A 19,466-nucleotide genomic window follows, 5' to 3' on the forward strand; every position below is an offset into this window, starting at 1 on the left:
GCCTGAATGGCGACGAGTGCCGCCAGTTTCAGGCGCACCTAGCCGACCGCGAGCTGACGCTCCTTCAACTCCAGCAGCCGGTCGCGCAGCCGCGCGGCCTCCTCGAACTCGAGGTTCTGCGCGGCCTCGGACATGGCGTCCTCCAGCCGGGTGATCTCCTTCGCCAGCTCGGCCGGGCCCAGGTCGTTCGGATCGTAGACCGCCGAACCCTCGGCCACCTTGCGCTCGCTCTTGCGGCCCTTGCCCTTTCGCCCCGGGGCCTCGGCGGCCTCGAGGATGTCGGCCACCGAGCGATGCACCGTCTCCGGCACGATGCCGTGTTCCTCGTTGTGGGCGATCTGCTTGGCCCGGCGACGCTCGGTCTCGTCCATGGCGCGGCGCATGGAGTCGGTGATGCGGTCGGCGTAGAGCACCGCCTTGCCGTGGGCGTTGCGCGCCGCCCGGCCGATGGTCTGGATCAGCGAGCGCTCGTTGCGCAGGAAGCCTTCCTTGTCGGCGTCGAGGATGGCCACCAGCGACACCTCCGGGATATCGAGGCCCTCGCGCAGCAGGTTGATGCCGACCAGCACGTCGAACTTGCCGAGGCGCAGGTCACGGATGATCTCGACCCGCTCCACGGTGTCGATATCGGAGTGAAGGTAGCGCACCCGCACGTCGTGCTCGTCGAGGTACTCGGTGAGGTCCTCGGCCATGCGCTTGGTCAGGGTGGTGACCAGCACGCGCTCCTCCACCGCGGTGCGCTCGCGGATCTCCGACAGCAGGTCGTCGACCTGGGTGGAGGCCGGCCGCACCTCTAGCTCGGGGTCGAGCAGCCCGGTGGGGCGTACCACCTGCTCGACCACCTGGCCGGCGTGCTCGGCCTCGTAGGGGCCGGGCGTGGCCGAGACGAAGACCGTCTGCGGGCTGATCCGCTCCCACTCCTCGAATTTCATCGGCCGGTTGTCCAGCGCCGAGGGCAGCCGGAAGCCGTACTCGACCAGCGTCTCCTTGCGCGAACGGTCACCCTTGTACATGCCCCCCACCTGGGGAACGCTGACGTGGGACTCGTCGATGAACAGCAGCGCGTCGCTGGGCAGGTAGTCGAAGAAGGTCGGCGGCGCCTGGCCCGGCTCGCGGCCCGAGAGGTAGCGCGAGTAGTTCTCGATGCCGTTGCAGTAGCCGAGCTCGAGCATCATCTCGATGTCATAGAGCGTGCGCTGCTCGAGGCGCTGGGCCTCCACCAGCTTGTCGTGCTGGCGCATGAAGGCCAGCCGCTCGGCGAGTTCCTCCTTGATGCGATCGATGGCGCCCATGATGGTCTCGCGGGGCGTGACGTAGTGCGACTTCGGGTAGATCGTCATGCGCGGTACCTTGCCGCGCACCTCGCCGGTCAGCGGGTCGAACAGGCTGATGCCGTCGATCTCGTCGTCGAACAGCTCCACTCGCACCGCCTCGTCCTCGGCGTCGGCCGGAAAGATGTCGATCACGTCGCCGCGCACCCGGTAGGTGCCGCGCTTGAAGTCCAGGTCGTTGCGGGTGTACTGCAGCTCCGCCAGGCGGCGCAGGAAGGCCCGCTGGTCGATCAGCTCGCCGCGATTGAAGTGCAGGCGCATCTTCAGGTACTGATCGGGATCGCCGAGGCCGTAGATGGCCGACACCGAGACCACGATCAGGGCGTCGCGACGCTCGAGCAGCGCCTTGGTCGCCGACAGGCGCATCTGCTCGATGTGCTCGTTGATCGAGGCGTCCTTCTCGATGAAGGTGTCCGAGGACGGCACGTAGGCCTCGGGCTGGTAGTAGTCGTAGTAGGAGACGAAGTATTCCACGGCGTTGTCGGGGAAGAACGACTTGAACTCGCCGTAGAGCTGGGCCGCCAGCGTCTTGTTGGGCGCCATGACGATGGTCGGGCGCTGCAGGCGCTCGACCACGTTGGCCATGGTGTAGGTCTTGCCCGAACCGGTCACGCCGAGCAGCGTCTGGTGGGCCAGCCCGGCATCGAGCCCGTTGACCAGGCCCTGAATGGCCGAAGGCTGGTCGCCGGCGGGCCGGTACTTGGACTCGAGTCGGAATGCCTTGCTCATCGGGTCTCCTGATTGTCTGATCACCTGGAACTGGGCCTGAACACGGATGGATTCAAGGGCTCAGTCGCGCTGCCGGGTGGTGATCTCCACCGTGGCGGCGGTCATCAGGCGGTGGATCGGGCACTTGTCGCTGATCTCCTCGAGCCGCGCCCGCTGGGCGTCGTCGAGATCGCCGAGGAAGGCCATGACGACCTCCAGACGATAGACGCCGTGGCGCTCCTCTCGTTCATCGCGATTGACCGTCACCTCGACGCCTTCCAGCGGCCACTCCTTGCGCCGCGCGTACATCTGGGCGGTGATCGCCTTGCAGGCGCCCAGCGACAGATCGAAGTAGTCGTGAGGATCCGGCGCGCTGCCCTCGCCGCCGAAGGCCTCGGGCACGTCGACGAACAGGTCCTCCGCACCCTCGAGCTCGACCCGCTGGCGGAACACGCGATCGCGCTGACTGGTGACGCGGATCGGCGGCTTCATCACGACACCTCGATGCCGAGCCCCAGCTTCTTGACGGCCTGGATCAGCGCCTCGCGACGCGCGCGGCCGTCGACGTCCGCCCCGTGGCGACCGACCTCGACACTCTCGACGCCGTCGAGCATCATCAGGGCGGTGGTGATGCGATTGACCTGATCGGCGTTCTCGACGCCCTTGAAGGTGAGGCTCTGCTGGGCCATGGGCTGGCTCTCCGGTCGGCTGGATGGGAATGGCACGAGTCTAGCATGCCGCCTCGGGGCCCGGCAGCGGTTGCATTGACGCCCCGACGCCCTCATCTCGGGGGGCAAAGGCCTAAGGAAAGAGACGAGGAAGATCCCACATGAATGATTGGCTCGACCGCCTCGGCGGCCGCCGGGAAGACGACACGCGCCTCGTCTTCGAGACGCCGGACCAGGCCCATCTCGCCATGGACGCCACCGTGATGACGCCGCTGGTCCATCTGGGCATCCTCGATGTCAGCGGCACCGACGCCGAAGGTTTCCTGCAGGGCCAGACCAGCGCCCAGGTATCGCTGGCCGACGGCGCCTTCGCGCCGCTGACCAGCTTCTGCACGCCCAAGGGCCGGATGCTGGCCAACGCCCAGCTGTGGCGCGTGGCCGAGGGCCACTACCGGCTGCTGATGCATCGCAGCCTGGTGCAGGGCCTGCACGACCATCTCAGGAAGTTCGCGCCCTTCTACAAGGCCGAGCTCACGGTCCGCGACGACCTGGCGCTGATCGGACTGATCGGCCGCGAGACGCCGGCAGTGGCCGAGGCGCGCCTGGACGTGCGGCCACCCACGGCCTGGCATCAGGCCAACGGCGACGACCTTCAGCTGCTCGCCCATCCCGGGCCGCGCCCTCGCCTGCTGGCCTGCCTGCCCGCCGAGCGCGCCGAAGCCATCTGGCAGTCGCTGGCCGATCAGACCACCCCGGTCGACAACGCCGTCTGGCGCCTGCACGACATCCAGGCCGGGCTGGCCTGGCTGAACGCCGACCAGGCCGACGCCCATCTGCCGCAGATGCTCAACTGGGAGGCGCTCGGCGGCATCAGCTTCAAGAAGGGCTGCTATACCGGTCAGGAAGTCGTGGCCCGCGCGCACTTCCGCGGTCAGGTGAAGAAGCGCCTGGTGCGCGGCCAGCTCGAGGGCGAGCGACTGCCCGCCGAGGGCAGCGCGGTGGAGGATGCCAACGGCAAGAGCCTGGGCGAAGTACTGTGCGCCGAGCTCGACGCCTACGGCCAGCCGGAGGTGCTCGCGGTGATGAGCACCAAGGAGGCCCCCGAACCGCTCAGCGTCGACGGCCAGCAGTTCAAGCGCCTGCAGCTGCCCTACCCGCTCGAACGCCTGGACCCGGAGAGCCTGGCCGCCAGAGTCTGACCGCCCGCGTTACCCATGCGCCGGCAGGCCGAACAGCCGCCGTGCGGTGGCGGTGCTGTCCGCCGCCACCCGCTCGGCGGTCAGCCCTCGCAGCTCGGCCACCCGACGACACACCTCGCTCACCCGAGCCGGCTCGTTGCGCTCCCCCTGATGTCCGGCCGGCGGCATGTCCGGACTGTCGGTCTCCAGCACGTAGCCATCGTCCGGCAGCGCCGCCACGCTGCGCTGCAGTCGCTTGGCTCGCTCGTGGGTCAGCGCCCCGCCAAGCCCCACCGCGAAGCCGAGATCGAGAAACGCCTGAGCCTGCTGGGGCGAGCCGGCGAAGGCGTGGATCAGCCCGCCGGCCTCGGGCGACAGCTGACGCAGCCGCTTGGCCAGCTGATCGTTGGCCCGCACGCAGTGGATCACCAGTGGCAGGTTCCGCGCCCTGGCGAGGCGGACCTGGGCGTCGAACAGTGCCCACTGGGCATCCAGGGTGTCGGTGAGGCGCGCATCGATGCCGCACTCCCCCAGCGCCACCGCCTCGGGGTGCGCGTCCAGCGCCGCCGCCAGGGCATCGATATCACCCTCGCGGTGATCCTCCATGAAGTAGGGATGCAGCCCCAGGCAGACACTGATGTCATGCCGTGCTCCCAGCGCCAGCACCCGTGGCCAGTCGCGACGCCGGGTGCCCGGCACCACGAAGTGCTCGACGCCCGCCGCGTGGGCACGCGCCAGCACCGCCTCGCGGTCGGCGTCGAAGTCGGGAAAGTCCAGATGGCAGTGGGCGTCGATCAACATAAGCTGGAAGCTGGAAGCTGGAAGCTGGAAGCTGGAAGCTGGAAGCTGGAAGCTGGAAGCTGGAAGCTGGAAAGAAGCGTAACGCGAACCGCCCCTATGGCAAGTGCCTAGGGGCGGTTCTTCTTCTCGCTGTCAGGCACGAAGCGCCGCTCTTCAAGCTTCTAGCGTAAGCCTCCGGGCGCAGCCCGGGTCAGTGCTCGCGGGTCGGGCTGAAGCGAACGTCCGGCCAGCGCTCCTGGGTCATCTGCAGGTTGACCCGGGTCGGTGCGATGTAGGTCAGGTAGCCACCGCCGTCGATGGCGAGGTTCTGGCTGGCCTTGCGCTTGAACTCCTCGAGCATCTTGGCGTCGTCGCAGTAGACCCAGCGGGCGGTCTGGACGTTGATGCCCTCGTAGATGCAGTCGACCTTGTACTCTTCCTTGAGGCGATGGGCGACCACGTCGAACTGCAGGGTGCCGACGGCGCCGAGGATCAGATCGTTGTTGTCCATCGGCATGAACACCTGGGTGGCGCCCTCCTCGGACAGCTGCTGCAGGCCCTTCTGCAGCGCCTTCATCTTCAACGGGTCCTTGAGGCGCACGCGCTTGAACAGCTCCGGAGCGAAGTGCGGAATGCCGGTGAAGCGCATGTCCTCGCCCTGGGTGAAGGTGTCGCCGATCTGGATGGTGCCGTGGTTGTGCAGGCCGATGATGTCACCGGGCCAGGCTTCCTCGACATGGGAACGATCCGAGGCCATGAAGGTCAGGGCGTCGGCGATCTTGACGTCCTTGCCGATGCGCGTGTGGCGCATCTTCATGTTCTTCTCGTACTTGCCCGAGCAGACTCGCAGGAAGGCGATCCGATCGCGGTGGTTCGGGTCCATGTTGGCCTGGATCTTGAACACGAAGCCGGTGAACTTGCCGTCCTCGGATTCCACCGTACGCAGATTGGTCTCCCGCGGCTGGGGTGCCGGCGCATATTCGACGAAGCCGTCCAGCATCTCGCGCACACCGAAGTTGCCCATGGCGGTACCGAAGTACACCGGGGTCAGCTCGCCGCGACGATAGGCCTCGAGATCGAACTCATGGGAGGCGCCGCGCACCAGCTCCACCTCCATGCGCAGTTCCTCGGCGGCATCCTCGCCCAGGATCTCGTCGACCTCGGGACTGTCGAGGCCCTCGATGCGCTTGTCCTCGGGGATGCGGTTGCCCTGGCCCTGGGTGTAGAGATGGATCACGTCGTTGTAGAGGTGATAGACGCCCTTGAAGTGACGGCCCATGCCGATCGGCCAGGTCATCGGCGCGCACTGGATGTTGAGCACCTTCTCGACCTCGTCCATCACCTCGATGGGATCACGGATGTCGCGGTCCATCTTGTTGATGAAGGTGAGGATCGGCGTGGTGCGCAGCCGGCAGACCTCCATCAGCTTGATGGTGCGGTCCTCGACGCCCTTGGCGCCGTCGATCACCATCAGCGCCGAGTCCACCGCGGTCAGGGTACGGTAGGTGTCCTCGGAGAAGTCCTCGTGGCCCGGGGTGTCGAGCAGGTTGACGATACGCCCGCCGTAGGGGAACTGCATCACGGAGGTGGTCACCGAGATGCCGCGCTCCTGCTCCATCTTCATCCAGTCGGAGGTGGCATGACGATCGTCGCGCTTGCTCTTCACCGAACCCGCCATCTGGATGGCGTTTCCGAACAGCAGCATCTTCTCGGTGATGGTGGTCTTACCCGCGTCGGGGTGCGAGATGATCGCGAAGGTGCGACGCAGCGCGGCTTCTTGGGCGATAGGGTCGGTCGACATTGAGGCTCGTTACTGATCAGTACTCGCCCGCATGCTCGGGCATCCAAGCAGGTCGGGGCGATGATGGGTGTGGGAAATGCAGCGATTGTACCGCCCGGCCCGGCCTCTGTCTCGAGCCTATCGACAGCCGCCGGGAAAGCGCCTCGCGGCCACCGCGCCTTGACGAGACCTCGGCAGCGCCCGGCGGAACGACTAGACCGCCACTCCCAGTGCCTCGCCCAGCGCCTCGATGACGAACGCCTTCACCCGGGGATCATCGGGTGCAGCCACTTCCACTGCCAGCAGACGCATGGCCAGGATGTCGCTGCCGCGACTGACATCGTAGAGCGGATAGCAACGATCACCGCACTGCAGCATCAGGAAGAGCCCCCGTCGGGGATCCCAGCCCACGCCGCGCAACGGCTCGTGACGCGGCACGATGAAGACCACCTCGGGCGCGGCGCCGACACGCGCGTGAAGTCGGTGCAGGGGACGCCGCTCGATCTCGACATGACACATGTGACCGCCTCCGACTGACCTGATCGGACCTATACGATAGTCCAAACGGGGGAGGTCACAGGGTGACGCGTGGATGAAAATTTTGCGCCTCAGGGATTGTCGAACAGCGGTCGACTTCCAGCCGAACCGCGGAGGCTCAATCCCCCTCGACGAGGCTCTCGGCCAGCGCCCGCTCCCAGCGGGGATCTCGCTCGCCACAGGCGATGAAAGCGGGATTGAGCAGCGAGTCTTGACGGTTGCAGCGAAGCGGCTTGAGGGACCCGGCATCCAGTACCTGGCCACCGGCCGCCGTCACCACCGCCTGGGCCGCCGCCGTGTCCCACTCGCTGGTCGGGCCGAAGCGCGGATAGAGGTCGGCGCTCCCCTCCGCCACCAGACACAGTTTCAGCGAACTGCCTCGCGAGACGAGCGCGTGGCACGGCAGGCGTTCCAGGAAGCTCGCCAGCGCCGACAGGCCATGGGAGCGGCTGCCCATGACCCGCCAGGCCTCGAACGCCGGGTCCGGCAGAGGGCGCACGCCGATCGCCCGCGTCTCACCGGCCTCACGCCGCCAGGCGCCCTCTCCGAGCTGGCCGAACCAGCTCACGCCGAGCGTCGGCGCATGCACGAGGCCGAAGGTCGGCACGCCGTCCTCGATCAGCGCCACGTTGAGCGTGAAGTCGCCGCTGCGACGGATGAACTCCTTGGTGCCGTCCAGCGGGTCGACCAGCCAGTAGCGCTGCCAGGTGCGGCGAGTGGCGTAGGGCACGTCCTCCGACTCCTCGGAGAGCACCGGCACTTCCGGCGTCACCTCGCCGAGCAGGTCGACCAGCGCATGGTGGGCACAGAGATCGGCCTCGGTGACCGGGCTGTCGTCGGCCTTGGTCTCGACGTCGAAGGGCCGTCGATAGATCGCCATCACCGCCTCGCCGGCCGCCTCGACGCCCGCCAGCAGCCGTTCGCGCGCCGCGGGGGTGACGAAGGCGCCCCTCTCTCCTGGCGCGGCGCTCACCATGGCAGGCGTTCGCCGTTGCTGTGCCAGAAACCGCCGCTGGTCTCCAGCGTCAGCGCCTCGATGCGCTCGGCCAGCCCCGCGGCGGCCTCTGCCGGGGAAATCAGGCCGCCGAAGCCGACCATCCGTGTCTGTACGTAGCCGGGATGCAGCTGGGCCACGGCGATGCCGCGCGGGGCCAGATCCACTGCCAGCGACTTGCCGAAGGCGTTCAGCGCCGCCTTGGAAGCGCGATAACCGTATCGGCCACCGGAATCGTTGTCGGCGATCGAGCCCATGCGGCTGGTGATGTTGGCGATCTTCGCCCCTTCACCCAGGCACGGCAGCAGCGCCTCCACCACCCGCAGCGGCGCATAGGCGTTGATCTCCATCTGGGTGCGGATCGCCTCGAAGTCGATCTCTCCCAGTACCTCGTCGTGGAGCATTCCGGCGTTGTTGATCAGCAGCGCCAGCGCCTGGCCCTCGAGCTCGGCGGCCAAGCGCTCCACGTCCTCCTCGCGTGTCACGTCGATTCCCTCGATGACGCGAGCCGCCACCTCGGCCAGCTCGAAGGACGCCTCCCGGCAGACACCGATCACGGTCCAGCCAGCGTCATGGTAGTGGCGCGCCAGCGCCAGCCCGACGCCGCGATTGGCGCCGGTGATCAGTACGGTGGACGTCATGTCGTCTCCTTGCATGCGCAAAACATTTTGAGCAGAAATCTGCTCAAAGATTGTGACAAAGCCCTTTTTTGAGAAAAATAGTTCTCAAAAAAAGCCTGACTGCTCTATCCTGAGTAGAATATTGCTCAAAACAGATGCCTTCCATGCAGCTGACGATCCAGATCCATCACCAGACACGTTGGCAGGACGCCGCGCTGCTCGAGATTCCGGCGCCGGAACGCGGAACGCGCGGACCGGCCAGGCTGGGATACTTCCAGGACTATGCACTGGCCTGGATGTTCCACGACGACGAACACGCGTGCAGCCTCACGCTGCCCGTCGAACTGATGATGACTCACCACGGCGACCGCTGGTTCGGCTTTCTCGAGGACATCATGCCGGCTGGTGCCAGCCGCCGCTACTGGATCGAGCATCTGGGGTTGCAGGACCTCGACCCCGGCCAGCAGGACAGTGAACTGCTGCGTCGCGGTACCATAGCGCCGGTAGGAAACCTGCGCATCCGCGAAGCACTCCCCGAACGCCCGGCCGGAGATGCCCTGGCGTCCCTGCGCTTCCCGCAGGAAGACGTGCTGGAACGCCATACAGACTTCCTCGAATACGCTCAGCAGTTGGGCGCCGCCAGCGGCGGCGCCACCGGCGCCGGTGGGGAGGCCCCCAAGCTGCTGGTACGTCGCACCCCGGACCGTCAGGTGTGGATCGACACCTGGCAGGAAGACAACAGCACGCCCGACGCCCATTATCTGGTCAAGTTTCCCCGCGGGAGCCGCAGCGACGACGACTGCGACATCCTGCGCGCCGAATATCACTACTATCGCGAGTTGCATGCCCTTGGCGTGGATACCGTGCCTGTCGAAGGCCTGGAGCTCCACGAGGGCACCCGCTATCCCTCTCTATGGCTGCCGCGTTTCGATGTCGAATGGCGCCAGGGCCAGCTCCATCGCCACGGTCTGGAATCGGTATACGCGCTGCTCGGCGTCGCACCGGGCACTCACCTGCGCCACCCCGCGGCCATTCGCCGACTGGTGGCGCTGCTGAAGGGCCAGCATCGGGTACGCGAGGGCCGCGAGCCCTTCGATGCGGCCGCTTTCGTCATCGAATGGGTCAAGCGGGACCTGCTCAATCTGGCCTTCGGCAATTCGGACAATCACGGTCGCAATGCCGCTCTGCTCAAGCGTCCCGAGGGCATCTGGCACGCACCGGTCTATGACTTCGCCCCCATGAAGGCCGACCCCGAGGGCGTGACCCGGACGACGCAGTGGGGGCCGACATTCGAACGAGGCGGCGACGTCGACTGGCCGGCAGTCGCCGAGCACCTGGCGGATCTGGTCGATCCGGAGCGGCTGATGGGTGAGCTACGAGCCCTGGGCGAGCGCCTGCCGGGCCTTCGCGATCGGCTGGCGGGTCGCGGCGTGCCGTCGCGCATCCTGGACATGCCGGCGGTGGGACTGAACCATCTCGATGATCGCCTGACGCGCTGGGGGCTGACATGAAGCCACAGGCCCGCTCTCCCCAGGCGCGCCAGGCGGCGCTGCTCGAACAGCTGCGCCTGCTGAGGCGCGGCGAGACCACCGAAGGCCGCGTGCTGCGCACCCTGCGGCGCGAGGTCCTGGGCCTGACCCAGACGGCCTATGCCGAGCTGGTCGGCGTCAGCCGGCGCACCCTGTCGGACATCGAGCGGGACGCCGGCAACGCCTCCATGGCCAGCCTCGACCGGGTCTTCCGACCGCTGGGGCTCAAGGTCGGCCTGATGCCGCGACAGCCCGAACTGCTGGCCGAACTGCTCGACGAGTCATGACCCGATCCCGCGCCCGTCACTCGCTGTCCGTCAGCGCCACGCGCCCGAAGCGCTCGCGCAGGTGCTCGAGATAGCTGAGCAGCGCCGGAATCACCGCCAGCACCAGCAGCGTCGAGAGCCCCAGGCCGAAGGCGATGGACACCGCCATCGGGATCAGGAACTGGGCCTGCAGCGAGGTCTCGAACAGCAGCGGCATCAGCCCGCCGATGGTGGTCAGCGAGGTCAGCAGCACCGCGCGCACGCGCTGGACCACCGCCTCGTTGAGCGCGGCATCGATGGCCAGCCCCCGATGGCGCTGCTGGCGATAGAAGGCCACCAGGATGATGGCGTTGTTGACCACGATGCCGGAGAGCCCGAACAGGCCGAACAGCGACAGCATGGTCAGGTCGAGCCCCATCAGCCAGTGGCCCACCAGCGCCCCCACCAGCGCCAGCGGAATCGTCGCCATGACGATCAACGGCAGGCTCCAGGAGGCGAACACCCAGGCCAGGACCACGTACATCAGCGCCAGTCCCACCATCAGCCCGACGCGCATGTCGGCGAAGGTCTCGCGCTGGTCGGCGGCGCGACCCTCGAAGCTATAGCGCACCCCATGATCACGCATCAACGTCGGCAGCACCGTGGCTTCCAGGTCGGCGAGGATGCGGTCGGGCGTGTTGACCGCCGCATCCACTTCGGCGGTGACCTCCACCGCCAGGTTACCGTCCGCATGGCGCAGGGCCGAGAAGCCCTGGCGGTGGTCGAAACGAGCCACCTGGTCGAGCGGCACGAAGTCGCCTGCGGGGGTGCGGATCGACAGTCGCGACAGCGAGCTCAGCCGCTCGCGCTGCGCGCGGGGCAACAGCACCCGCACCTCGACCTCGTCCGGCCCGTCCTGATAGACCTGCACCAGCCGACCGTCGTAGGCGGCCCGCAGCTGGCGCCCCAGCTCCCGAGCCGTCAGCCCCAGCGCCTCACCGCGGGGACTGACCCGATAGATCAGCTGCTCGCGGCCCCAGGGCATGTCGTCCTCGGTGGCCAGCACACCGGGCAGCTGGGTCAGGGAACGCGCCAGCGATTCCGCCGCACGCTTCAGGGCCTCGGCCGACTCCCCGGTCAGGCGCACGTTGACGTCCTTGCCCGGCGGGCCGGCGCTGCGCTCGCTGATGGTCAGGTTCTCGATACCCGCCGGCAACGCGAGGCGCGAACGCCAGTCGCGGATGATCTCGGCATTGCGCGCCGACCGGTCGTCGGACGGGATGAGCTCGACCATGATCGAGCCCAGGTTGTCGCCGCTGCGCCCGGCCGCGCCCTCGGCGATCACCGCGCCGTGACGCGTCACCGCCTGGGCCACCAGGCCACCGCCCAGCGCCTCGTCGGTCGCCGCGAGGGCGGTTTCCATGTCACCCAGGAAGGCGTCGACCCGGGCGCGGTCGGTGCCGGCGACGAAGCTGGCGTTGGCATAGAGCACGTTGGGCTCCGGCGTGGGGAAGAAGTTGAAGGCCAGCCGTCCGCCTGCCAGCAGCCCCGCCGTGGCCAGCACCACGGCCACCGCCGCGGCCAGGGTGGCGGCCCGATAGCGCAGCGTCAGCGCCGAGAAACGCCGAAAAGGCCCCTGGCGGAAGGCATCGAAGGCGGCATCGAAACGCGCCCTGGGCCGATCCAGCGGCGAGGCTCTCGGCGTCTTGGCGCCTTTCGACGCGGCGGGCACGAAGGCATTGCGCAGGTGAGCCGGCAGCACCACGAAGCACTCCAGCAGCGAGGCAATCAGTACACAGATCATCACCACCGGAATGTCGCCGAGGATGCTGCCGATCACGCCACCGACCATCAGCAGCGGCATGAAGGCCGCGACGGTGGTCAGCGAGGAGGCCATCACCGGCCACAGCATGCGTCGCGCGGCGCCCTCGGAGGCACGCTGCGACGCCTCGCCCTGGCGGAAGTGGGCGTCGGCGTCCTCGCCCACCACGATGGCGTCATCGACGATCACCCCCAGCGCCATGATCAGCGCGAACAGCGAGATCATGTTGATCGAGCCGCCGATGATCCAGAACGTGGCCATGGCACCGAGAAAGGCGGTGGGAATGCCGACCGCCACCCAGAAGGCCACCCGGCCCGGCAGGAAGAAATAGAGCAGGCCGAGCACCAGTAGCAGGCCGCCCAATCCGTTGCTGAGCAATAGCCCTATACGCTCGGCGATCAGCTGCCAGGTCTCGTCGTGCACCTCGAGCGTCACCGTGGGCGGCAGCAGCGGCCGGGTCTCGTCGAGCCAGGCTCGCAGCGTCTCGGCGGCCGCCAGGGAGTTGCCGTCCTCACTGCGCTGGAGCAGCAGCTCCACCGCGCCCTGGCCATCTCGGCTCAGCGTCACCTCGCCCTGCTGGGGCTCCTGGCGAATGATGGCGATGTCTCCCAGGCGCAGCTGCACCCGATCGCTGCCGAGAATCGGCAGCTCGGCGAAACCGGCCGGCGAGCGGCGCTGCTCGACGGCGCGCAGCTCGCGGGCACTGTCGCGCTGGCCGATCAGCCCGGCCGGCAGATCACGGGAAAGGGCCTCCACGCGCTCGGCGATCTCGTCGAGGGACAGCCTCAGCTCTTCCAGGCGACGGGCCGGCACCTCGATGCTGATCTGCTGCTCGGGCAATCCCTCGATCTCCACCCGGTCGAGACCCGCCTGGAGCAGCGAATCCTCCAGGCGATTGGCCAGGTGGCGCAGCTCGTCGTCGGACAGCGTACCGTGAATCAGCAGCCGCGCGACCGGTTCGAAATGCGCCACCCGGCTGATGCGCGGCTCCTCGGCGTCGACCGGCAGATGGGTGAACTCGGCGACCCGCTGGCGCACATCGTCCAGCGCCAGCACCGGGTCGGCACCTTCACGGAACTCCAGGGTGATGCTGGACACCCCCTGGGCCGAGGTCGAGGTCATGCGCTTGAGACCCTCGATGCTGCGCAGGCGCTGTTCCAGCGGCAGAGTGATGCCCTGCTCCACGTCCTCGGCAGCGGCGCCGCCCCACACCGTGCTCACGGTGACGACGTCGAGAGAGAAATCGGGAAAGAACTGGACGTTCATGCGCGTCAGGCCCAGCGCCCCGCCCAGCAGCATCACCAGCATCACCAGATGGGCGGCGACGCGATGATGGACGAAGAAGCCCAGCGGGCCCCGGCGACGGCTCATTCGTCCTCCTCGTCGCCGACCACCTGGAGCTTGAGCCCCTCGGCGGCGTTGGGCAGGTGCGTGACGATCACCTCCTGACCGTCGGCCAGCCCCGCGCCGCTGACCAGCACCCAGCCATGGTTCGTCGCGGCGCCATTCCCCCCCGCATCGCCGGCCACCGGGCCATGGCGCTCGATCCGCAGCCGGCGCATGCGGTCATCCTCATCGCGCAGATACAGCACCTCGTCGCCATAGAGGGCGCTGGCGGGCACCGCCAGGCTGTCGGCCACCGGCGGGCGGCGCAGCATCACGTCGACCAGGCTGCCCGGTCGCAGCCCGCGGGGCATCCCCTCCAGGCGCAGGATCGCTTCGGTACCGCCGGGCGCGCTCTCTCCGACGAAGCCCTCGAGACGAAAGCGCGCCCTCTCGCCGACGGCATGGGGATGCCGGCCGTCATCCAACGCCACCTGCAGCTCGTCGAGGTAGGCGCTGGGCACCTGGGCACGCAGTTCCAGACCATCGCGCGGGTAGATCGACAGCAGCTCGGCGCCCTCGCCGACCCGCTCACCCGGCGCCACCGCCACGCCGCTGACGATGCCGGCGAAGGGCGCCTCGACCCGGCTGCGTTCGGCGTCACGACGCGCCTCGGCCAGCCCCGCCCGGGCTTCGGCCAGCCCGGCCTCGAGCTGGGCCAGCCTGGCGGGATACCCGGCCAGCGCACCTTCCCGAGCGTCCACCGTGACCCGCGCCTGAGCCAGGGCATCGCGGGCATCGTCCAGCGACGAGGCCGAGGCCAGGTTACGCTCGGACAGCGAACGGACCCGTTCCAGCCGGCGGCGGGCGTTGCCGAGCAGTTCGCGCTCTCGGGCCAGGGCGGTGCGATCGCTCTCCTGGCGGACCCGCTCCGCCTCGATCTGCGCCTCCAGATCATTGACCCGCGCCTCGGCCCGCGCCACCACCGGGGCCACGTCCGCCACGTCCAGGGCCACCAGCAACTGGTCTTCGGCCACGCGCTGTCCATCGCGCACCGGCCGTTCGGCGATGCGCGCGGGCAGCGGCGCGGTGAAGGTCACCGCCTCGGGCGCGACGATCTCGCCGTAGAGCGGCAGCAGCGGGGCATGACTCGACAGTGCCACGGACAGCGTCTCGACCCGCCAGCTGCGCTCCTGGGGCGCCACCTCGGCGGGCTCCGGTCGCGTCGCCCTGAGGCCAAGGAAGGCGGCGGCGCCGAGCACCAGGAACAGCACGGGAATCAGCAGTCGTCGCATCGGGCATCCATCGAGCAGGATTCGAGAGTCCCAATATACCGCCTGAGCCACGGGGAGAAACCCGCTGTCCGCGACTCCCTTGCGCGCCGTCATCGTTCCGTCATCCCGCGCCCCTATCGTCATGCCCCGATTTCATCAGGAGAACGATCGATGCGACAGGGACGCGACCTGCTGGGCCTGGCGATGCCGCCGGGACACACGCCACATGCGAGGCCACGGACTGGCCCACACGATGCCGTGCCAGGCCTCGAGATGCACACGCCGTCGCGGCCGGCGGTGACCTCCGGCGTGATGAGCCCGGACCTGCTGACCGGGCGCGCCATGCGCTGGTCACGACATCGAGGTCGGTCGAGGAGCGACGCCTGACCGCACCCCACCGCGGGACGCGGTGCGGGGCGATCGGGTATCATCGCGGCCACGATTCTGCCGCGGAGCCGTCATGCCAGCCGCCCTGCCCCTGCCGCTATCCACCCCCAACCGCAACATGGTACGCCTGACCATCGTCCGCGGCATCACCTGGACCGGATTCCTCTTCGGCATCGTGATCGGCGTGACGGGACTCGGCTTCGAGCTCGACGTGCCTGCCGTCGGCGCGGTGATCGTGGTGATGGCGCTGATCAACATCGGCACCTGGTGGCGCCTGGGCCGCCCTCGGGACGTCAGTCACCGTGAATACCTGGCGCACCTGCTGGCCGACATGGCCGGCCTGACGCTGCTGTTCTACTTCACCGGCGGCGCCACCAACCCCTTCATCAACTACTACCTGGTGCCGGTCACCATCGCCGCCGCCACCCTGCCCTGGCGCTATGCCTGGGGCGTGGCCGTGGCCGGCCTGGCCGGCACCAGCGTGCTGATGGTCTTCTACCACCCGGTGCCCCAGCTCGGCATGCCGCACCTCCAGGACGGCATCAGCCTGCACATCCTCGGCGTATGGCTGAACTTCGCCCTGTCCGCCGGGCTGGTGACCTTCTTCATCTTCAAGATGGCCCGCGCCCTGCGCGGCCGCGAGCAGGCTCTGTCACGCACCCGCGAGGCGGTGCTGCGTAACGAGCAGGTGCTGGCGGTGGCCACCCAGGCCGCCGGCACCGCCCATGAGCTCGGCACGCCGCTGTCGACCATGGCGGTGCTGCTCAACGAGATGCGCGAGGATGCACGCGGCAACGAGCTGCTCGAGAAGGACATCGATCTGCTGCGCGAACAGGTCGACACCTGCAAGTCGCGCCTGCGCCACCTGGTGGACAACGCCGACCGCCGACGCATGGCCAATGCGGAGATTCGTGAGGCCAGGGAGTGGCTGGAGGAGGTCGTGCAGCGCTGGCTGGTACTGCGCCCGGACGTCGGCTATCGCCTCGAGGTGACCGGCCGCCGCGGCACGCCCCGCCTGAGCGTGGACACCACCCTCGCCCAGGCGCTGACCAACCTGCTCAACAACGCCGCCGACGCCAACCCGGACAACATCCTGATCCAGCTCGACTGGAAGGCCGACGAGGTGGTGATCGACATTCGCGACCACGGCCCCGGCGTCTCGCTGGACATCGCCGACCAGCTCGGCGAGACCTTCGTCTCGACCAAGAGCAAGGGGCTCGGCATCGGCCTGTTCCTGACCCATGCCACCATCAATCGCTTCGGCGGCGGCGTGCGGCTGTACAATCATCCCGAAGGCGGCACCCTGACCGAGGTGACCCTGCCCCGCAGCGCCCCCGAGGCCTGAGCCGATCACAGCGAGGATGCCATGCAAGAGACCGACGAACGCCTGCTGATCGTCGACGACGACGAGATGTTCTGCCACGTGCTGCACCGCGCCATGAGCCGACGTGGCTTCGAGGTGCTGGTGGCCCACGACGCGGAACGCGCCCTGGCCCTGGCGCGCCAGCATGAACCCACCATGGCCACCCTGGACCTGAAGCTGGAACAGGAATCGGGGCTCAAGCTGCTGCCCGAGATGCTCGAGGCGGTGCCGGACTGCCGCGTCGTCGTGCTGACCGGCTACTCGAGCATCGCCACGGCGGTGCAGGCGATCAAGCTCGGCGCGGTGAACTACCTGTGCAAGCCCGCCGACGCCGAGGAGATCCTCGCCGCCCTGTCACAGGAGGAAGCCGATCCCGAGGCCGAGGTCGCCGAGCATCCTCCGTCGATCAACCGCCTGACCTGGGAGCACATTCAGAAGGTGCTGCAGGAGCACGACGGCAATATTTCCGCCACCGCACGGGCGCTGGGCATGCATCGCCGCACCCTGCAGCGCAAGCTGCAGAAGCGGCCGGTCAGGCGCTGAAATACGGGCTACGGGCTACGGGCTACGGGCTACGGGCTACGGCAAGAGGTTAGCTCGTTGCTCGCCGCCCGCCGCCCGAACGCGGGAGTTACTGCGCCGTCCAGCCCAGATCGATGTTCCAGCTGGCGCCGGTGACGGCCCCCGCCGCATCGGAGGCCAGGTAGCCCACCAGCGACGCCACCTCGCCGGGATCGATCAGACGCTTGACGGCGGCGTTCTTGAGCATGATCTGCTCGACCACTTCCTGCTCGTCCATCCGGTTCAGTTTGGCCTGGTCGGCGATCTGGTTCTCCACCAGCGGCGTCTTCACGTAGGCCGGGCACAGGGCGTTGGCGGTGATGCCCTGCGAACCACCCTCCAGGGCCGCGGTCTTGGTCAGCCCGATCAAGCCGTGCTTGGCGCTGATGTAGGCGGCCTTGCCCGGGGACGCGACCTGGGCGTGAATCGAGGCCACGTTGACGATGCGCCCCCAGCCGTTCTCCCTCATCGACGGCCAGGCCGCCTGGGTCAGCAGGAAGGGCGCGGTCAGCATCAGATCGATGATGCGCCGCCACTGTTCCTCGGGGAATTCCTCGATCGACGACACGTGCTGGATGCCGGCATTGTTGACCAGGATATCGAGCCGGCCGAAGCGGCTCAGGGCATCGGCCACCGCCGCCTTGCAGGCCTCGCCATCGGTCAGGTCGGCCTGGAAGAAGGCGGCACCGGCGCGCTCGGCGATCGCCTCCCCCTCGGGATTGAAATCCACCGCCAGCACCTGATGGCCCTGCTCGCGGAAGTGACGCACCACGGCCTCGCCGATGCCGCTGCTGGTGCCGGTGACGAGTGCCACCCGCGGCGTGGAAGATTGAGCGGTCATGAAGTCTCCTCGTTCCAGTTCCATGGGAAAGGTGAAGCTACGACGCTGCGTCACCAGCATATGAACCTTTGCCGCACTGCACCAGAGCGACCTTTCTCCTACTCGGCGGCAGCCGGTGCCATCACCTGCGCCATCAACCGCTGGGCCAGCCGACTGCCGTCCTGCACCGAATCGAGATCGGCGAGATCCTCGAGCAGCACGCACTGCCACAGCCACTCGCCGCCGCCCAGCGACACCGCCTCGAAGGGATAGCGTCCGGAGGGCAGCGCCAGCGTCAGGCGTGCCCCCTCACCGGGCGGTAGCGCGTCGTTCGCCTCCGGCACCAGCGCCAGCGACAGCGAGACCGGCGTGATCAGCGCGCCCAGCAGGCCACGCTCGCCACTGGGCATCTCCTGCGGCTGGAAGCACAGCGCATCCACCCCGAGCCGAGCGTTATAGCCGTGTTCACGGCGGGCGGCCTCGAGGAAGGTACGCTCCCAGGCCTGCGCCAGGCGGTTCAGGCGGTCGTATTGATCGGCGGACAGGGCCTGCATCACGGCACTCCTGTGTGGATATGGACGAGTGGGATGTAACGGTGAGATGAACGGGCGGCCAGTATAGCCAGCCGACCGGGGGTTGCTGCTAGCATGGGAACTCAGCCAACCCCGAGGAGCCGCCATGACCCCCGAACAGCGCCTGGAGATCGCCGTCGACATCGCCACCCACGCCGGGCGAATGATCGTCGAAGCCCGCGACCAGGGTGATTTCGACCATCGCTACAAGCACGGGCAGGAACTGGTCACCGACATCGACCTGCAGGTGGACACCTATATCGGCGAGCGGCTGGAGGCAAGCTTTCCCGAGGAGACACGGCTCAGCGAGGAGCTCGCGCCGGACCGCGAGGTCCTCGAACGGCCCGATGCGCTGTGGGTGGTGGACCCCATCGACGGCACCGTCAACTTCGCCCACGGCCTGCACCACGTGGCGGTATCGGTCGGCTGGGCCAGCGGCGGCAAGGTGCGGCTCGGCGTGGTACACGCGCCCTTCCTCGGCGAGACCTACACGGCGCTGGCCGGACGCGGCGCCTGGTGCAACGGCGAGCCGATCCGCGCCAGCGACAGCAAGGAGATGACCACCAGCCTGGTCGGCACCGGCTTCCCCTATCGTCGCGACAGCCGACCGCCGCTGATGCGCCGGCTGATGGCCGTGCTCACCCACTGCCAGGACGTGCGTCGCGCCGGTTCCGCGGCCCTCGACCTGTGCGCGGTGGCCAGCGGGCGGCTGGACGCCTACTACGAGAGTGTCTCGCCCTGGGACATGGCCGCCGGTCTGCTGATCGCCCGCGAAGCCGGGGCACGGACCGGGCATCTATACCCGGTACCCGGAGGCCTGCCCGAGGATCTCTACGGCGAGAACCTGCTGGTCTCGAGCCCGGCGCTGCATGACTCGCTCGGCGAGCTGCTGCGCCACGCCGACGCCAGCGACCACGACGCTCTCTGAGCCGGCCGCCGGGGCACACGCCCCGGCGTCAAGCGCCCTATAGCGC

The 19,466-nt window shown here is 68.3% G+C and carries 18 protein-coding genes; 6 read left to right on the top strand and 12 right to left on the bottom strand.

Going from position 1 to position 19,466, the window contains the following annotated elements:
• Positions 1–38: 38 nt before the first annotated feature.
• The 3 genes from uvrB to CVH10_RS01190 are packed head-to-tail and all read right to left on the bottom strand — an operon-like array spanning position 39 to position 2,728.
• Complete coding sequence (uvrB, locus tag CVH10_RS01180; protein WP_106487589.1) at positions 39–2,060, bottom strand: excinuclease ABC subunit UvrB; 2,022 nt, start codon at positions 2,058–2,060, stop codon at positions 39–41.
• A 60-nt stretch (positions 2,061–2,120) separates the two neighbouring features.
• Complete coding sequence (locus CVH10_RS01185; RefSeq protein ID WP_035598526.1) at positions 2,121–2,531, bottom strand: OsmC family protein; 411 nt, start codon at positions 2,529–2,531, stop codon at positions 2,121–2,123.
• Complete coding sequence (locus CVH10_RS01190; protein WP_035598529.1) at positions 2,531–2,728, bottom strand: hypothetical protein; 198 nt, start codon at positions 2,726–2,728, stop codon at positions 2,531–2,533. Before CVH10_RS01190 ends, CVH10_RS01185 begins: the two co-directional genes overlap by 1 nt.
• Before the next feature lie 140 nt (positions 2,729–2,868).
• Between CVH10_RS01190 and CVH10_RS01195 the strand changes: the two genes are divergently transcribed.
• On the top strand, positions 2,869–3,906 hold the full coding sequence (locus CVH10_RS01195) for a folate-binding protein YgfZ (protein ID WP_081945883.1): 1,038 nt from the start codon (positions 2,869–2,871) through the stop codon (positions 3,904–3,906).
• A gap of 9 nt (positions 3,907–3,915) precedes the next feature.
• Here the strand turns inward: CVH10_RS01195 and CVH10_RS01200 are convergent, their stop codons facing one another.
• The 5 genes from CVH10_RS01200 to CVH10_RS01220 form a co-directional block, all read right to left on the bottom strand.
• The gene (locus CVH10_RS01200) at positions 3,916–4,686 is read right to left on the bottom strand and encodes a TatD family hydrolase (protein WP_106487590.1); all 771 of its coding nucleotides are present in this window, start codon (positions 4,684–4,686) and stop codon (positions 3,916–3,918) included.
• Between the two features lie 190 nt (positions 4,687–4,876).
• Positions 4,877–6,466, bottom strand: a complete 1,590-nt coding sequence (gene prfC / locus CVH10_RS01205) for a peptide chain release factor 3 (protein WP_035598590.1) — start codon at positions 6,464–6,466, stop codon at positions 4,877–4,879.
• Between the two features lie 192 nt (positions 6,467–6,658).
• Positions 6,659–6,964, bottom strand: coding sequence for a hypothetical protein (locus CVH10_RS01210; RefSeq protein WP_035598588.1), 306 nt, complete (start codon positions 6,962–6,964; stop codon positions 6,659–6,661).
• Between the two features lie 136 nt (positions 6,965–7,100).
• Positions 7,101–7,958: a 3'(2'),5'-bisphosphate nucleotidase CysQ gene (gene cysQ / locus CVH10_RS01215; protein ID WP_106487591.1), complete on the bottom strand. Its 858-nt coding sequence runs from the start codon at positions 7,956–7,958 to the stop codon at positions 7,101–7,103.
• Complete coding sequence (locus CVH10_RS01220) at positions 7,952–8,617, bottom strand: SDR family oxidoreductase (protein ID WP_035598586.1); 666 nt, start codon at positions 8,615–8,617, stop codon at positions 7,952–7,954. Before CVH10_RS01220 ends, cysQ begins: the two co-directional genes overlap by 7 nt.
• 143 nt (positions 8,618–8,760) lie before the next feature.
• Here CVH10_RS01220 and CVH10_RS01225 point away from each other — a divergent pair, with 143 nt between their 5' ends.
• The gene (locus CVH10_RS01225) at positions 8,761–10,107 is read left to right on the top strand and encodes a type II toxin-antitoxin system HipA family toxin (protein WP_106487592.1); all 1,347 of its coding nucleotides are present in this window, start codon (positions 8,761–8,763) and stop codon (positions 10,105–10,107) included.
• Positions 10,104–10,412, top strand: coding sequence for a helix-turn-helix transcriptional regulator (locus CVH10_RS01230; RefSeq protein WP_106487593.1), 309 nt, complete (start codon positions 10,104–10,106; stop codon positions 10,410–10,412). Before CVH10_RS01225 ends, CVH10_RS01230 begins: the two co-directional genes overlap by 4 nt.
• A gap of 16 nt (positions 10,413–10,428) precedes the next feature.
• Here CVH10_RS01230 and CVH10_RS01235 read toward each other — a convergent pair whose 3' ends face one another.
• The gene (locus CVH10_RS01235) at positions 10,429–13,563 is read right to left on the bottom strand and encodes an efflux RND transporter permease subunit (protein WP_035598576.1); all 3,135 of its coding nucleotides are present in this window, start codon (positions 13,561–13,563) and stop codon (positions 10,429–10,431) included.
• Entirely contained in the window at positions 13,560–14,810 is a 1,251-nt protein-coding gene (locus CVH10_RS01240; RefSeq protein ID WP_106487594.1) for an efflux RND transporter periplasmic adaptor subunit, read from the bottom strand. The genes CVH10_RS01235 and CVH10_RS01240 overlap by 4 nt, the downstream gene beginning before the upstream one ends.
• Before the next feature lie 439 nt (positions 14,811–15,249).
• Between CVH10_RS01240 and CVH10_RS01245 the strand changes: the two genes are divergently transcribed.
• Both CVH10_RS01245 and CVH10_RS01250 read left to right on the top strand, forming a co-directional pair.
• The gene (locus CVH10_RS01245; RefSeq protein WP_035598570.1) at positions 15,250–16,521 is read left to right on the top strand and encodes an ATP-binding protein; all 1,272 of its coding nucleotides are present in this window, start codon (positions 15,250–15,252) and stop codon (positions 16,519–16,521) included.
• 21 nt (positions 16,522–16,542) lie between these two features.
• Positions 16,543–17,082, top strand: coding sequence for a response regulator transcription factor (locus CVH10_RS01250; protein ID WP_035598567.1), 540 nt, complete (start codon positions 16,543–16,545; stop codon positions 17,080–17,082).
• An 88-nt stretch (positions 17,083–17,170) separates the two neighbouring features.
• Here CVH10_RS01250 and CVH10_RS01255 read toward each other — a convergent pair whose 3' ends face one another.
• Positions 17,171–17,941: a 3-hydroxybutyrate dehydrogenase gene (locus CVH10_RS01255; protein ID WP_106487595.1), complete on the bottom strand. Its 771-nt coding sequence runs from the start codon at positions 17,939–17,941 to the stop codon at positions 17,171–17,173.
• A 98-nt stretch (positions 17,942–18,039) separates the two neighbouring features.
• Positions 18,040–18,474, bottom strand: coding sequence for a [NiFe]-hydrogenase assembly chaperone HybE (gene hybE, locus CVH10_RS01260; RefSeq protein ID WP_035595883.1), 435 nt, complete (start codon positions 18,472–18,474; stop codon positions 18,040–18,042).
• A 124-nt stretch (positions 18,475–18,598) separates the two neighbouring features.
• Here hybE and CVH10_RS01265 point away from each other — a divergent pair, with 124 nt between their 5' ends.
• Entirely contained in the window at positions 18,599–19,420 is an 822-nt protein-coding gene (locus tag CVH10_RS01265; RefSeq protein ID WP_035595882.1) for an inositol monophosphatase family protein, read from the top strand.
• The last annotated feature ends 46 nt before the right edge of the window (positions 19,421–19,466 follow it).

The organism is Halomonas sp. ND22Bw (assembly GCF_003011945.1).
In the GTDB taxonomy this organism is placed as follows: Bacteria; Pseudomonadota; Gammaproteobacteria; order Pseudomonadales; family Halomonadaceae; genus Halomonas; species Halomonas halophila.

What these genes read in the sequence shown, in the direction of transcription:
- uvrB (WP_106487589.1), bottom strand. Translation starts at nt 2,060, where the DNA reads ATGAGCAAGGCATTCCGACTCGAGTCCAAGTACCGGCCCGCCGGCGAC.
- CVH10_RS01185 (WP_035598526.1), bottom strand. Translation starts at nt 2,531, where the DNA reads ATGAAGCCGCCGATCCGCGTCACCAGTCAGCGCGATCGCGTGTTCCGC.
- CVH10_RS01190 (WP_035598529.1), bottom strand. Translation starts at nt 2,728, where the DNA reads ATGGCCCAGCAGAGCCTCACCTTCAAGGGCGTCGAGAACGCCGATCAG.
- CVH10_RS01195 (WP_081945883.1), top strand. Translation starts at nt 2,869, where the DNA reads ATGAATGATTGGCTCGACCGCCTCGGCGGCCGCCGGGAAGACGACACG.
- CVH10_RS01200 (WP_106487590.1), bottom strand. Translation starts at nt 4,686, where the DNA reads ATGTTGATCGACGCCCACTGCCATCTGGACTTTCCCGACTTCGACGCC.
- prfC (WP_035598590.1), bottom strand. Translation starts at nt 6,466, where the DNA reads ATGTCGACCGACCCTATCGCCCAAGAAGCCGCGCTGCGTCGCACCTTC.
- CVH10_RS01210 (WP_035598588.1), bottom strand. Translation starts at nt 6,964, where the DNA reads ATGTGTCATGTCGAGATCGAGCGGCGTCCCCTGCACCGACTTCACGCG.
- cysQ (WP_106487591.1), bottom strand. Translation starts at nt 7,958, where the DNA reads ATGGTGAGCGCCGCGCCAGGAGAGAGGGGCGCCTTCGTCACCCCCGCG.
- CVH10_RS01220 (WP_035598586.1), bottom strand. Translation starts at nt 8,617, where the DNA reads ATGACGTCCACCGTACTGATCACCGGCGCCAATCGCGGCGTCGGGCTG.
- CVH10_RS01225 (WP_106487592.1), top strand. Translation starts at nt 8,761, where the DNA reads ATGCAGCTGACGATCCAGATCCATCACCAGACACGTTGGCAGGACGCC.
- CVH10_RS01230 (WP_106487593.1), top strand. Translation starts at nt 10,104, where the DNA reads ATGAAGCCACAGGCCCGCTCTCCCCAGGCGCGCCAGGCGGCGCTGCTC.
- CVH10_RS01235 (WP_035598576.1), bottom strand. Translation starts at nt 13,563, where the DNA reads ATGAGCCGTCGCCGGGGCCCGCTGGGCTTCTTCGTCCATCATCGCGTC.
- CVH10_RS01240 (WP_106487594.1), bottom strand. Translation starts at nt 14,810, where the DNA reads ATGCGACGACTGCTGATTCCCGTGCTGTTCCTGGTGCTCGGCGCCGCC.
- CVH10_RS01245 (WP_035598570.1), top strand. Translation starts at nt 15,250, where the DNA reads ATGCCAGCCGCCCTGCCCCTGCCGCTATCCACCCCCAACCGCAACATG.
- CVH10_RS01250 (WP_035598567.1), top strand. Translation starts at nt 16,543, where the DNA reads ATGCAAGAGACCGACGAACGCCTGCTGATCGTCGACGACGACGAGATG.
- CVH10_RS01255 (WP_106487595.1), bottom strand. Translation starts at nt 17,941, where the DNA reads ATGACCGCTCAATCTTCCACGCCGCGGGTGGCACTCGTCACCGGCACC.
- hybE (WP_035595883.1), bottom strand. Translation starts at nt 18,474, where the DNA reads ATGCAGGCCCTGTCCGCCGATCAATACGACCGCCTGAACCGCCTGGCG.
- CVH10_RS01265 (WP_035595882.1), top strand. Translation starts at nt 18,599, where the DNA reads ATGACCCCCGAACAGCGCCTGGAGATCGCCGTCGACATCGCCACCCAC.